This window comes from Parahoeflea alexandrii, from assembly GCF_024105735.1.
GTDB classification, from domain to species: Bacteria; Pseudomonadota; Alphaproteobacteria; order Rhizobiales; family Rhizobiaceae; genus Hoeflea; species Hoeflea alexandrii.
In genome coordinates this window covers 1,674,029-1,686,733 of sequence record NZ_JAAAML010000001.1, presented here as the reverse complement: position 1 = coordinate 1,686,733, position 12,705 = coordinate 1,674,029, and the positions used below count along the sequence as shown (strand labels likewise).

Annotated in this window: 12 protein-coding genes and 2 tRNA genes; 11 read left to right on the top strand and 3 right to left on the bottom strand. The window is 61.0% G+C overall.

The genetic code is table 11. The features are described from left to right. Positions 1-90 precede the first annotated feature (90 nt). Positions 91-164 (top strand) — tRNA-Cys (locus GTW23_RS07810). A gap of 1 nt (position 165) precedes the next feature. On the opposite strand, the gene GTW23_RS07805 is transcribed toward GTW23_RS07810, so the two are convergent. Then, the gene (locus GTW23_RS07805) at positions 166-489 is read right to left on the bottom strand and encodes a hypothetical protein (RefSeq protein WP_252915585.1); all 324 of its coding nucleotides are present in this window, start codon (positions 487-489) and stop codon (positions 166-168) included. 173 nt (positions 490-662) lie between these two features. Between GTW23_RS07805 and GTW23_RS07800 the strand changes: the two genes are divergently transcribed. The 6 genes from GTW23_RS07800 (at position 663) to GTW23_RS07775 (ending at position 7,357) form a co-directional block, all read left to right on the top strand. Next, a tRNA-Asn gene (locus GTW23_RS07800) sits at positions 663-737 on the top strand. Between the two features lie 179 nt (positions 738-916). Beyond that, positions 917-2,377, top strand: a complete 1,461-nt coding sequence (locus GTW23_RS07795) for a cryptochrome/photolyase family protein (RefSeq protein ID WP_252915302.1) — start codon at positions 917-919, stop codon at positions 2,375-2,377. Continuing rightward, a complete protein-coding gene (locus GTW23_RS07790) occupies positions 2,374-3,714 on the top strand; it encodes an NAD(P)/FAD-dependent oxidoreductase (RefSeq protein ID WP_252915301.1) in 1,341 nt (446 codons plus the stop codon). The genes GTW23_RS07795 and GTW23_RS07790 overlap by 4 nt, the downstream gene beginning before the upstream one ends. A gap of 2 nt (positions 3,715-3,716) precedes the next feature. Continuing rightward, positions 3,717-4,568: a DUF1365 domain-containing protein gene (locus GTW23_RS07785; RefSeq protein ID WP_252915300.1), complete on the top strand. Its 852-nt coding sequence runs from the start codon at positions 3,717-3,719 to the stop codon at positions 4,566-4,568. A gap of 37 nt (positions 4,569-4,605) precedes the next feature. After that, positions 4,606-5,856, top strand: a complete 1,251-nt coding sequence (locus GTW23_RS07780) for an SAM-dependent methyltransferase (protein WP_252915299.1) — start codon at positions 4,606-4,608, stop codon at positions 5,854-5,856. Positions 5,857-5,998: 142 nt separating this feature from the next. After that, complete coding sequence (locus tag GTW23_RS07775; protein ID WP_252915298.1) at positions 5,999-7,357, top strand: MFS transporter; 1,359 nt, start codon at positions 5,999-6,001, stop codon at positions 7,355-7,357. Between the two features lie 109 nt (positions 7,358-7,466). Here GTW23_RS07775 and GTW23_RS07770 read toward each other — a convergent pair whose 3' ends face one another. Beyond that, entirely contained in the window at positions 7,467-8,276 is an 810-nt protein-coding gene (locus GTW23_RS07770) for an SDR family NAD(P)-dependent oxidoreductase (protein WP_252915297.1), read from the bottom strand. 84 nt (positions 8,277-8,360) lie between these two features. Beyond that, the gene (locus GTW23_RS07765) at positions 8,361-9,005 is read right to left on the bottom strand and encodes a ChrR family anti-sigma-E factor (protein WP_152008588.1); all 645 of its coding nucleotides are present in this window, start codon (positions 9,003-9,005) and stop codon (positions 8,361-8,363) included. A 272-nt stretch (positions 9,006-9,277) separates the two neighbouring features. Here GTW23_RS07765 and GTW23_RS07760 point away from each other — a divergent pair, with 272 nt between their 5' ends. The 4 genes from GTW23_RS07760 (at position 9,278) to sseA (ending at position 12,705) form a co-directional block, all read left to right on the top strand. Beyond that, complete coding sequence (locus GTW23_RS07760; protein ID WP_252915296.1) at positions 9,278-10,318, top strand: cysteine synthase A; 1,041 nt, start codon at positions 9,278-9,280, stop codon at positions 10,316-10,318. Positions 10,319-10,322: 4 nt separating this feature from the next. Then, complete coding sequence (locus GTW23_RS07755; RefSeq protein WP_252915295.1) at positions 10,323-11,048, top strand: alanyl-tRNA editing protein; 726 nt, start codon at positions 10,323-10,325, stop codon at positions 11,046-11,048. Between the two features lie 224 nt (positions 11,049-11,272). Continuing rightward, complete coding sequence (locus tag GTW23_RS07750; RefSeq protein WP_252915294.1) at positions 11,273-11,662, top strand: hypothetical protein; 390 nt, start codon at positions 11,273-11,275, stop codon at positions 11,660-11,662. Positions 11,663-11,841: 179 nt separating this feature from the next. Beyond that, positions 11,842-12,705 carry a 3-mercaptopyruvate sulfurtransferase gene (gene sseA / locus GTW23_RS07745; protein WP_252915293.1) on the top strand — a complete coding sequence of 288 codons (864 nt, stop codon included), beginning with the start codon at positions 11,842-11,844 and terminating at the stop codon, positions 12,703-12,705.

Sequence of the window (12,705 nt, the reverse complement as noted above, 5' to 3'; positions counted from 1 at the left end):
ACTAGAAACCGGTACGCGGGCCAAGATCCCCCCTTGCGCCGCTGCGATTCTCCGTCTATTTGCCAGCCGTTCGGTGAGTAACCGGCAAGAGGCCTCGTGGCGGAGTGGTTACGCAGAGGACTGCAAATCCTTGCACCCCGGTTCGATTCCGGGCGAGGCCTCCATTCATTTCCCCTTCTCCTCCTTGTCTGCCGGGCGTCGTGACGCGGCGCCTTCGCGCTGCTCTTTCTTGCCGTTCCGTCGTTCCCTGCGCACCACGAAAGACCTGCGCCAACGCCTGACCAGCGGCAGATCAAGGGAAAGCACCAGCAATCCAAGCGGAAGCATCCAGAATCCAAGCACTGGCAGGAAACCGAGAACTCCGCCAAGAATGAGACCCACGCCCAATGCGATTCGCAGGGACGGGTGTCGCGGCAGGCCAAACAGCCTCGACCCGATCCGGATCTCACCACGGCCGGCATTGAATGTGAAGAACGGTTTTCGGGTCATTGTCACCAGAGCCGTCCAGGGCGGCTGAAGAGGCTGCGGTGAGCCGGGTTGGATGAGCGCAAGAGATGGGCTTTGGAAGACGACTTCGCAAGATCGACACATTTTCTTCAAAAACCGCTTGGCAAATCAGAGAGGCATTTGTTATAGGCCCCCCACGCTGCTTGACGCAGTGATCCCCGGTAGCTCAGTGGTAGAGCAATCGACTGTTAATCGATCGGTCGCTGGTTCGAATCCGGCCCGGGGAGCCAGATTTCCAAAGGCCGCATCCCGCTCGGGACTGCGGCCTTTTTTTGCCGGCTCGCGACAGGCCGCAACTCTTTCGCAATCAAGCATTTTTTCGTGAAACTTTTGATCCGGCTTTTACGTACATCCGTAGAGACATTCAAAAGGCGCGGCGACTTTCGCCAAAACGGAAACAATGCATCGAATGGAACGCGACACAGACCATCTGGAGAGCCCGGCGATTGTCTGGTTTCGCGGTGACCTGCGGCTCTCCGACAACGAGGCGCTGGCTGCCGCTTGCAGCCACGCGTCCCTGATTCCGGTCTACATACGAGAAACCTCGTGCTCGGCACGCCCGCTCGGGGCGGCACGGCAATGGTGGCTCCATCATTCGCTTGCGCGGCTGGCGTCCGACCTCGAGAACCGCGGAACTCCGCTCGTCCTGCTCACCGGCAAGCCCGCTGAGCTGATCCCGCAGCTGGTCAAGGCCACAGGCGCCTCGACAGTGTACTGGAACCGCAGATACGACCCGGCCTTCAGCGATGCCGATGCGGCTCTCAAGGCCGAACTCCAGTCAGACGAGCTTGTGGCGGAAAGCTTTCCCGGTCAGTTGCTGCACGAGCCGACCCGGCTGCGCACGGGATCGGGAACCTACTACAAGGTCTACAGCCCGTTCTGGCGTGCCATCGAATCCGGCATCGAAAACCGGCCGCCGCTTGACGCCCCCGAAAGTCTCAAGGCCTTCCCCGGCATTTCCAGGCTCGAATCGGAAAACCTTGAGGATTGGGGTCTGCTTCCAACCAAGCCCGACTGGTCGGGAGGGCTCAGGGAGACCTGGACGCCCGGGGAAGCGGGCGCCCGACAACGGCTGGCCGACTTCCTGGAAGACCGGCTCAAGGGCTACTCCGAGCGTCGCGATATCCCCGGCGTGGATGCCACATCCGGCCTCTCGCCGCACCTTGCCAACGGCGAAATCTCGCCAGCACAGATCATCGAAGCCATGAGGGACGCGGACACCAGCGCCTCTTCCGATGATCGCACCACGTTTCGCAAGGAAGTCGGCTGGCGTGAGTTCTCCTGGCACCTGCTGGTCAACCAACCGGAACTCGCGAAGAAAAACCACAACTCCAAGTTCGATGACTTCCCCTGGCTCAATGACGACGAGGCGTTGGTTGCGTGGCAGAAGGGGCAGACCGGATATCCCATCGTTGATGCAGGAATGCGCCAGCTCTGGCAGACAGGCTGGATGCACAACCGCATCCGCATGGTGGTTGCGTCCTTTCTCACCAAGCATCTGATGATCGACTGGCGCAAGGGCGAGGAATGGTTCTGGGACACCCTCGTCGATGCCGACGCCGCCTCCAACGCGGCAAGCTGGCAATGGGTCGCAGGTTCCGGCGCCGATGCGGCTCCCTATTTCAGGATCTTCAATCCGGTGCTTCAGGGCGAGAAATTCGATCCTCAAGGAGACTATGTCCGTCGATTTGTGCCCGAACTGGAAAAGATGCCGGCCAAATTCATCCATAAACCGTGGAGCGCGCCCGACAAGGTTCTCAAAACCGCTGGCGTTTCCCTCGGTGACACATACCCTACACCGATTGTCGACCATAAACGGGCGCGAGAGCGCGCGCTGGACGCCTATAAGCAGATCAAGGATGCCGCATGAACGTACACATGAAACCCTTCCCGGCCACCACGAGCCCCAAGCGCCTGAAAGTGGCCGTTGTCGGCTCGGGCATTTCCGGCGCTTCCGCGGCTTGGGCCATGCGCGATCTGCATGACGTCACGCTCTACGAAGCCGAAAAACGGCCGGGCGGGCATACGGCAACGGTCGACATTGACTATGACGGCGCCCCGATCTCGGTGGATACCGGCTTCATCGTCTACAACGAGCTGAACTACCCGAACCTCACCGCGCTGTTCGAGCACCTCGATGTGACAACCCATGACAGCGACATGAGCTTTGCCCTGTCACTGGACTACGGCAAGCTCGAATGGGGTGGCGACAATCTCTCGACGCTGTTCGCCCAGAAACGCAATCTTCTGCGTCCCTCGTTCCTGCTGATGCTGCGTGAGATCCTTCGCTTCAACAAGATCTGTCTGCTCGATCGCGCCGAGGGCCACCTCGCCGCACGCTCGATCGGCGATTATCTCAACTGGCGGGGCTTTTCGCCCGGCTTCATGAACAATTATCTGGTTCCGATGGCGGCAGCCATCTGGTCGACTCCGGCCAAGCGGATGATGGAGTTCCCGGCTACCTATTTCGTCAACTTCTTCGAGAACCACCGGCTCATCTATTCCGAGCGCCCAACCTGGCGCACCGTGACCGGCGGCAGCCGCAACTATCTGACCAAGTTGCTGGCGCCGCTCGGAGACCGCGTCCGCCTCGATGCCGGCGTGGTGTCGGTGCGCCGGAGCGCGGACGGCGTCGACATTCTCGACACCAGCGGCGCGACCATGTCCTATGACCGAGTCATTCTTGCCTGCCACACCGACCAGGCACTGCGCATTCTTGACCGGCCGACCGAACAGGAAACATCAATCCTCAGCGCCATACCCTACAGTCCAAACCGTGTGCTGCTGCACCGTGACGATCGCTTGATGCCGACCCGCAAGAAGGTCTGGGCGTCCTGGAACTACCTGCGCTCCTCCGATCAGCGCAGCGATGCCAATGTAGCCGTCTCCTACTGGATGAACCGGCTGCAGGGCATTGACGCCTCCAAACCGTTGTTCGTCACGCTCAATCCCGACCGGGAGCCGCGGCCCGAGCTGGTTTTCGGCGAATTCAGCTATGACCATCCGCAGTTCGGTTCGGATGCGATGGATGTCCAGGCGCGGCTGCGGCAGATCCAGGGTGACAACAACACTCTGTTTGCCGGCGCCTGGACCGGCTACGGCTTTCACGAGGACGGACTGACCTCAGGCATTCTGGCAGCAGAAGCGCTCGGCGCGGTTCTGCCGTGGCGCAAGGACCCGGCGCAAATCACAGAAGTGGCTGCGTGATCATGAAACATGCCCCACAATCCGCCTCGGCGGATCCGGACGCCGCCAGATCACCGGCATGCCTTTATGCCGGTGATGTCATGCACCAGCGCATGAAACCCGTCGGCCACCGGTTCCGCTACCGGGTCTATTCGCTGCTGATCGATCTCGATCGTCTCGACGAGGCCGACCGGCTTTCGCCGCTGTTCTCGGTCAACCGGGCAAATGTCGCCTCCTTCCACGAGGCTGACCACCTGCGAGGCGCGAAACAGCCGTCCCTGCGCGCCCATGTCAACGCCCTGCTCACCGATGCAGGTCTTGACCGGCCCGCCGCACGCATCGAACTGGCCTGCTATCCGCGCATCTTCGGCCAGGTCTTCAATCCGCTGTCAGTCTACTACGCTTATGACGAGGCCGGAGAGCTGCTGGCGCTGGTTTACGAGGTGCGCAACACGTTTGGCGAAAACCACACCTATGTCTGCAAGCTCGAGCCGGGCGACATGACACCCGCCGGAATACGTCAGAGCCGTTCAAAGCTCTTCTACGTCTCGCCCTTCATCGAGATGCAGGCGCGCTACAATTTCCGTATGAACATTCCGGGCGAGCAGATCAGGTGGCGCATTCTGGAAACAGATCGCTCCGGGCCGCTGCTTGCTGCCACCTACAGTGGCCAGAGACGGGCCCTGACAACACCGTCAATTTTGGGCTGCCTCTTGCAGATTCCACTGCTGACGTGGAAGATTGTCGGTGGCATCCACTACGAGGCGCTCAAATTGTGGCTCAAGGGGGTGCGTTATGTGCCGCGCCCGGCGCCGCCTCCCGCAACGAGTTATCGTGACCGGGAAGAGTTCGAAAGTCAGGCGGCAAGGCCGTGACGAGTGAAACATTGGCGAGACGGAGGAGGCTGCTATCATGAAGACTGAAGCCACCTGGAATGAAACTCAAGCGGTTGAAAAGCTCTCAACCGACAATTTGTCAGCCTATCTTCGGGGGCTGCCGGCCAAGGCCAAGATTGCCTTGCGCGGCCTGCTGCACATGGCACACGGGCGATTGTCAATCCGCATGCCCGACGGCCGTATGGTGCTTATAGAGGGCAGGTCCGAAGGCCCCGATGCAACGCTGATCCTGCACAACTGGAATCTTGCCCATCGTGCCCTCACCGGTGGGACCATCGGGGTTGCCGAGTCCTACATCGACGGCGACTGGGAAAGCCCGGATGTGACGGCCTTTCTCGAGTTGTTTCTGGTCAATGTGGAAGTCGGAGACAATTTGGCCAGCGGCGCGCGCGGCATCGCCCGTGTCGTGGAGCTTATCCGTCACTGGCTCAGATCGAACTCGCGGTCGCAGGCCAGGAAGAACATCTCGGCTCATTATGATCTCGGCAACACCTTCTACTCGAAATGGCTCGACGAGACGATGACCTATTCCTCGGCGCTGTACAGTGACGGCGCCAATGATCTGGCCAGCGCCCAGACGGCAAAATACCGCGCACTTGCCGAGGCCGCGGGCCTCAAGGCCGGCGATCATGTGCTTGAGATCGGCTGCGGCTGGGGTGGTTTTGCGGAGTTCGCCGCAAGCGAAATCGGGTGCCGTGTCACCGGCCTCACCATCTCCAGGGAACAGCTGGCGTTTGCACGCGAGCGCATTGAAAAGGCTGGTCTTTCCGACAAGGTCGACCTTCGGTTCCAGGATTATCGCGACGAAACCGGCAAATATGACGGGATCGTCTCGATCGAGATGTTCGAGGCGGTGGGTGAAAAGTACTGGCCCACCTACTTCTCCAAGGTCCGTCAGTGCCTCAAGCCCGGGGGCAAGGCCGGCCTGCAGATCATCACCATCAAGCCCGACGCCTATGAGGCCTATCGCGCCAATCCCGACTTCATCCAGCGCTACGTCTTCCCCGGCGGCATGCTGCCGACCGAAAACCATCTCAAATCTCTTGGCGAGGCTGCCGAGCTTGAAATGGTCGGGCATCGCGCCTTCGGGCCCGACTACGGCCGCACTCTGGCCGAATGGCGCCAGCGCTTCTGGAATGCCTGGGACGAAATCCAGCCGATGGGCTTCGATCTTCGCTTCAGACGGCTGTGGGAATTTTACATGTACTATTGCGAAGCCGGTTTCCGCTCCGGTCACATCAATGTCCGGCAGGTCGTCTACAGCTGATCACACCGAACACGTCTTGTCACCCCGCTGAAGCGATCTTCGGCGGGGTGAACCATTTCCGGCTTCGCAGCGTATCCAACCATACACCCAACATTTCTCAAGGTCCCGACCGCTAGGGTCCGGCCAAACCCCGGATGAAACATTGGCCGCAAGCTCCGATACTGCCTCCCGTAGCCCGCAGGTGACACCCGAGCGCCTCGCGTTGACCCGGATCGTGGCCTATGCGCTGCCGGCCATTCCGCTGGCGGCACTGACATTGCCGCTCTATGTGCTGGTTCCGACCTTCTACACCGAGACACTCGGCCTTTCGCTGGCTTCGGTCGGCTTCGCGCTGCTGCTGGTGAGGATTTTCGATGCGGTCAACGATCCGCTGATCGGCTGGGCCGCAGACAGGTTCCGGCCCCGCTTCGGCCGCCGCCGCGCGCTTTTCGCGATCAGCCTGCCCCTAACCGCGATCTCGGCCTTCATGCTGTTCTGGCCTCCCGTCGATGCAACCGTGCTGTGGCTGGCGGTCTGGGGCCTGATGCTGTCTCTCGGCTACACCTCCGCCATGATCCCATTTGCGGCCTGGGGCGCCGAACTTGCGACCGACTATCACGGCCGCTCGCGGATCACCGCCTGGCGCGAGGGCCTGATCCTGGTTGGAACCCTGATTGCCATCGCCCTGCCCTTCACGATCGGGTTTGACCAAGCCGACGGCGTCCATGGCCTTGCCGTGCTCGGGCTGACCATCCTGATCGGCCTGCCGCTGTTCGGCGCCCTGGCGGTCTCTCTGACGCCGGAACCGATTGAACATTCGCGGGTCCGCGTCGATCTCAAGTCAGGTCTCTCGCATCTCGTTCGCAACCGGCCATTCGTTCGGCTGATCGTGGCGTTCTTTCTCAACGGATTGGCAAACGGCATACCGGCGACATTGTTTCTCTATTTTGTCTCCGCGCGTCTGGGCCTTCCCGACGCGCGCGGTCCTCTGCTGTTCTTCTATTTTCTGTGCGCTATCGCAGGCGTACCACTGGCGGCATGGGTGGCGCGAAAGGTCGGCAAGCACCGCGCCTGGTGCTACGGCATGCTGGCCGCCTGTGTCGCATTCGCGCCTGCGCCGCTTCTGCCCGAGGGCAGTCTGATCGCTTTTGCCGTCATCTGCGCCCTGACCGGCGTGTTGCTCGGATTTGACCTGACCCTTCCGCCTGCAATTCAGGCGGACGTCATCGATGTCGACACCGCAGCCTCCGGCGAACAACGGTCAGGCACCTATTTCGCTGCCTGGAGTCTGGCAACCAAGCTATCGCTTGCCGGCGGCGTCGGCGTGGTTTTCCCGGCGCTTGCCGCCTTCGGGTTCGACCCGGCTGAAAGCAACGCGACCGGAGAAGGACTGACGGCGCTGGCCGTCGCCTACGCCTGGGTGCCGATTGCCGCGAAGCTCGCCAGCATCGCCATCATGTGGAATTTCCCGCTGGACGAAGAAACCCAACGTTCCTTGCGTCAGCGGATCGAGTCCGCCTGACGCATCATGTAATCACGCGAAACCGACCGACGCGGATAAAATCTCTTGAATTGAATTTCCCGGAGAGCCTCTTGCGCGCCGTACTGCACGCGCTACCGCTCGCCGCAGCTCAGTCAGTGGCCGTTTCGAGCGGCCGCTTTTTCCAGCCGGTCGCCGCGTTCATCAGCCAGAAATAGGCTGGATAAGGCAGGAACTGCAGCGCCTTGAGCACATAGGTGAAGCGGCGTGGAAACGTGATCTCGAAAGATCCGGATTTCAGACCTTGCGCGATGCGCTTGGCCGCCTCCTCCGGCTGCAGCAGAGCCGGCATTTCGAATGCGTTGTCCGCGGTTGCCGGCGTATCGACGAAGCCGGGATTGACCACCTGGATGCTCACGCCGAATTTGTCGAGATCGAATTTCAGGCTTTCCGCCATGTTGATAAGCGCGGCTTTTGTCGCACCATAGGCTGCACTTGTCGGCATGCCGCCATAGCCCGTCACCGACGAGACGATGGCGATCTGACCTCGTCCGCGGGCTTTCATCCGGTCGATGGCCGGAACAAGTCCGTTGACCACGCCGGACAGGTTGACCGCGAATGTCTTGTCAAAATCGCCGACCTTCAGTGTTTCACCATGAACGGGGAGATAGACCCCGGCATTGAACACTGCGAGCGCCAGCCCTTTGCCCTCGGTGTCGATGTGCCCGGCAATTCGGGCCATTGCCTGGCTGTCGGTCACGTCCCCGGGTGCGGCGACGATCCGGCCCTTCAGCTTCTCCGCCTCGCCGGCAAGTTTGGCCAGCGCATCTTCGCTGCGTGCGGTCGCATAAACGGTAAATCCTTCGGCGGCCAGCTTGAGCGCCAGCGCCTTGCCGATGCCGCTGGATGCTCCGGTCACCCAGACGGCTCCATCTGCGGGGCTGGCGGTAAATGTGCTCATCTGGTTCTCCAATCAAAAAGGCCGTCTGGAACTGATACGTTCCAGACGGCCTGTTGGTTCAATAAATTCGAGGCTTGCGCGGCGTCAGCCGATGATATCTCCGATAAGCTGGCGGAACGACCCGGTCAACTTCAGCGGCGCATCCATGACGGCCAATCCGATGCACGGACGACCCATATCGGCATTCGGGCGGTGATCGACACTGTCGTCGGCCACCGAGATATCACCCCGTCCGTAATGCCCGCGCGCATCGCTGAAGGCACCATCCAGCACCAGCGAAATTTCGCTGCCTTCATGCGTGTGGGCCGGCACCGTACGCCCTGGCTTAATCCAGAACAGGTTGACATGGCAGCCTTCGATCTCGCCGATGTCATATTCCTTGAAGCCGGGCATCCGCGTGCGCCACGGTACGTCGTCGGCGTCAAAGCCGACGAAATCGTAAAGCGCCTTGGGAAACACCCGCTCAGAGCCACCGGCGTCGCGTCCAGAAACCTCGGGCGCGGATGATCCAAGCACCGCAGCCAGCATGGCATCGCGGTTGCTGAGAGGAACCGGGTCAATATCCATCAACTCGAGGCCGGCCATTGATTCAAGATTGGCAACCTTGATCCGGTTCTTCGGCTTGAGTTCGAGATGAGCCTCGACGAGAACCCTTGCTGGTGTCGGAAGTGTTCCTGCGACATACCTTGCAAGCAGCGAGTCGATCGTATCGATGTGTTCACGCACCATGCGTATCTAGCTTTCTTTCATTTGCGGCAGCTGCTTTCCACAAGGGACACCACAGCCGTTCCTCAGTACTCCGATTTACCTTCCTTACGCCCACGGACACAATATGGATCACCGGAACATGCCATTTCTCATTTTTGCCGATTGAAGGCAAATTTTCCCTTATCCCCGAGCACCCGGAGTGCCTGTGTCTTGCAACAAAAGCCTTGAGAAGCCAGAACTGGCTGCTTAGTCTCGCCCAGCCTGTACACAAGCAGCCACCACCAGGAAACATCATGCCAGCGATAAATTCCGTTCTCGACGCCATCGGCAACACCCCTCTCATCCGCCTGAAGGCGGCGTCGGAGGCCACCGGCTGCACCATTCTCGGAAAGGCGGAGTTTCTAAATCCCGGCCAGTCGGTCAAGGACAGGGCAGCGCTGGAGATCATCCGCGACGCCGAACGCAAAGGCCTGCTGCGTCCCGGCGGCACGATCGTCGAGGGAACTGCAGGCAACACCGGCATCGGACTGGCCCTGGTTGCCCGCGCCCTGGGCTACAGGACGGTGATCGTCATTCCCGAAACCCAGAGCCAGGAAAAGAAGGACGCGCTGCGCCTGCTCGGCGCCGAACTGGTCGAGGTGCCTGCCGCCCCCTATCGAAATCCCAACAACTACGTGCGGCTGTCGGGCCGGCTGGCGGAACAGATCGCCGCATCCGATCCCAATGGCGCGATCTGGGCCAACCAGTTCGACAATGTCGCCAACCGTCAGGCCCACGTGAAGACCACGGCGCCGGAAATCTGGCGCGACACTGACGGCAAGGTCGATGGTTTCATTTGCGCGGTCGGTTCCGGCGGCACCCTCGCCGGCGTGGCCGAAGGGCTGCGCAGCCACAAACCGTCGGTCAAGATCGGCCTTGCCGATCCCGATGGCGCAGCGCTCTACAATTTCTACACCACCGGCGAAATGAAATCTTCGGGCGGTTCCATCACCGAGGGTATCGGCCAGGGACGAATCACCGCTAACCTCGAGGGCTTCACCCCCGACATGAGCTTCAACATCCCTGATTCGGAAGCCATCCCGCTGGTCTTCGACCTGCTCGAGCATGAAGGTCTGTGCCTTGGCGGCTCATCGGGGATCAATGTCGCCGGCGCCGTTCGCATGGCCCGCGAAATGGGTCCGGGCCATACCATCGTCACCATCCTTTGCGATTACGGCAACCGCTACCAGTCCAAGCTGTTCAATCCGGAGTTCCTCGCGTCCAAGGATCTGCCGGTGCCGGAATGGCTGACCAGAAACAGCGACCTTTCCATCCCCTATGCGAGTGAACAGTAATCAGATGACCGCCCTTTTTCTTGAAGACGCCTATCTCTCAACCGTTGAGGCACTGGTCACTGCGGTTCGCGAAGACGGCGGCATATTGCTCGATCAGACCTGTTTTTACGCAACCTCCGGCGGCCAGCCGGGCGACACCGGCTTCCTTGAGCGCGAAAACGGCGACAGGATCGAGATCGCCGGCACCGTCACCGGCGACACCAAGGCCGAGATCATCCTGATCCCGGCGCCCGGCCAGCCAGCACCTGCGGTGGGCGAGAAGCTGGTTCAGCACATCGACTGGGACCGGCGCTACAATCTGATGCGCATGCACACCGCCTGCCATCTGCTGTCGGTGGTCTGCCCCTACCCGATCACGGGAGCTGCGGTGAGCGAAACCGACAGCCGCATCGATTTCGACATGACCGACACCATCGACAAGGCCGAGGTGACGGCAAGGCTGATGGAGCTGGTCAACGCCAACCATCCGGTCTTCCATCAGTGGATTGCGGAAGAGGATCTTGAAGCCAATCCCGACCTGGTCAAATCCAAGAATGTCCGCCCGCCACGGGGTCAGGGGCGCATTCGCCTGGTCTGCATCGGTGACGGTTCCTCGATTGACAGCCAGCCCTGCGGCGGCACCCATGTTGGTGAAACCGCGGAAGTCGGCGAAATCCACATCGGCAAGATCGAGAAGAAAGGCAAGGAAAACCGCCGTTTCCGCATCCGCTTCGGCCCGCTGCCCGATTGACGGCGGTTCAGCCGGACAATGGCGATCTATCAACAAGCCTTTCGGCGCGGCCATGCGGCGCGATAACGGCAATTGCAAACAATTTGAACCATCGAATTGATAATGCATTAAGCCGCGCCGCGTAAAACATGCGGTGCGTCTCGTGGCAGCTTGTCCTTGCGGCGTGTTCATCCGGTTGCATCAGCCACTTCGGCTGAGGTCCCCAAGCGTCGGAAAGCGCTCGAATGTCCTTGATTCTCGGTAGCACTTATCCCGTCTCCGCCCTTGTGCCCAGCATCATGCCTGCCCCCGCTGCAGGCAGCGACAGCAAGCAGCCCGCACCCAAGCCGAACGAATTGTCTGCAGCAGAACCATCCCGGGTTCTCTCCAACCGCGTCACGGCCTTTCTGACAACCGACCAGACCGCCGCGAGCAAAGGCTCTCGCCCCGATAGTCAGGGAACTCGCGGTCCCGCTCCGCAAGAACCCAAAGTAGGCAGAGAAGCCGAAACAGCGCTCTTGCTGGACAAAGCCGTCGACGACGAGAGCGACATCCCCGCTCATCAATCCGGGAACCTGGCCGGTTCAATCGTTCTTGACGAGGCGAAGATCTATCGCCCCTCCTCACTCTATTGATCCGTTTCGCCAGCTCTGGAGTGATTTTCAGGCCAGGCGATCGGTTGGACTTTTCTGCGATTTTCCACGCTCAAGCGCAGCACCTGTCATTGCGACAGTGCTTGGCCATGGCATAACATGCATGTCGATCCGGCTCCGGTAGCCGCACCCCACGCCACATTGCTTGCAAGGACATATCCATGACCGAACCCACCGACCGGAGCCCGTTTGTGGTCTCCTTTGATTGGCTGGCGCAATCGCTGGGACAAGCGGACCTCAAGATCGTCGATGCCTCATGGTACCTGCCGGCACAGAACCGCAACGGGTCTGCCGAATTCGCAGTCTCGCGCATTCCGGGCGCCGTGTTCTTCGATCAGGACAGCATCGTGGCGGCCGGCTCGGATCTGCCGCATACGATCCCGGACCCGGACGCATTTGCACGCGCCGCCGGCGATCTCGGCCTGAGCAGCACGGACACCATCGTCGTCTATGACGGCCCCGGCATGTTCACCGCACCGCGGGTCTGGTGGCTGTTGCGCATTTTCGGCGCGGCCAACACCTATGTGCTGGACGGCGGCTTCGATGCCTGGAAGGCACAGGGACTGCCGCTTGAAACCGGCGATCACGCCCGACCTTCGCCCGCTGACTTCAATGCTTCTCTCACTTCCGGTGCGATAACCGATTTTTCCTCGATGCGGTCGATCGTCGAACACCGGTCTTCCCAGATTGCCGACGCCCGCGGGCCAGGCCGTTTTGCCGGGGTGGAGCCCGAACCACGCGAAGGCATGCGTTCCGGCCATATGCCCGGTGCGCGCAATGTCCCTTTCTCCAACCTCTCTGAGGGCGGCACACTCAAGCCACTGAGTGAGTTGCGCCGGGTGCTGGAGGGATCGGGGCTCGATCTCGACAAGCCCGTTGTCACCACCTGCGGTTCCGGCGTCACCGCCGCGGTGATCACTCTGGCCCTTCACTCCATAGGGCACCGCGACAACACGCTCTATGATGGCTCCTGGTCGGAGTGGGGCGGTCGTGACGATACGCCGATTGCCACCGGAGACGTCTGA

Excerpts from the sequence above, each read along its gene's own strand:
- GTW23_RS07760 (WP_252915296.1), top strand. The coding sequence starts at position 9,278 with ATGCCAGCGATAAATTCCGTTCTCGACGCCATCGGCAACACCCCTCTC.
- GTW23_RS07750 (WP_252915294.1), top strand. The coding sequence starts at position 11,273 with ATGTCCTTGATTCTCGGTAGCACTTATCCCGTCTCCGCCCTTGTGCCC.
- GTW23_RS07805 (WP_252915585.1), bottom strand. The coding sequence starts at position 489 with ATGACCCGAAAACCGTTCTTCACATTCAATGCCGGCCGTGGTGAGATC.
- GTW23_RS07785 (WP_252915300.1), top strand. The coding sequence starts at position 3,717 with ATGAAACATGCCCCACAATCCGCCTCGGCGGATCCGGACGCCGCCAGA.
- GTW23_RS07780 (WP_252915299.1), top strand. The coding sequence starts at position 4,606 with ATGAAGACTGAAGCCACCTGGAATGAAACTCAAGCGGTTGAAAAGCTC.
- GTW23_RS07790 (WP_252915301.1), top strand. The coding sequence starts at position 2,374 with ATGAACGTACACATGAAACCCTTCCCGGCCACCACGAGCCCCAAGCGC.
- GTW23_RS07755 (WP_252915295.1), top strand. The coding sequence starts at position 10,323 with ATGACCGCCCTTTTTCTTGAAGACGCCTATCTCTCAACCGTTGAGGCA.
- GTW23_RS07770 (WP_252915297.1), bottom strand. The coding sequence starts at position 8,276 with ATGAGCACATTTACCGCCAGCCCCGCAGATGGAGCCGTCTGGGTGACC.
- GTW23_RS07795 (WP_252915302.1), top strand. The coding sequence starts at position 917 with ATGGAACGCGACACAGACCATCTGGAGAGCCCGGCGATTGTCTGGTTT.
- GTW23_RS07765 (WP_152008588.1), bottom strand. The coding sequence starts at position 9,005 with ATGGTGCGTGAACACATCGATACGATCGACTCGCTGCTTGCAAGGTAT.
- sseA (WP_252915293.1), top strand. The coding sequence starts at position 11,842 with ATGACCGAACCCACCGACCGGAGCCCGTTTGTGGTCTCCTTTGATTGG.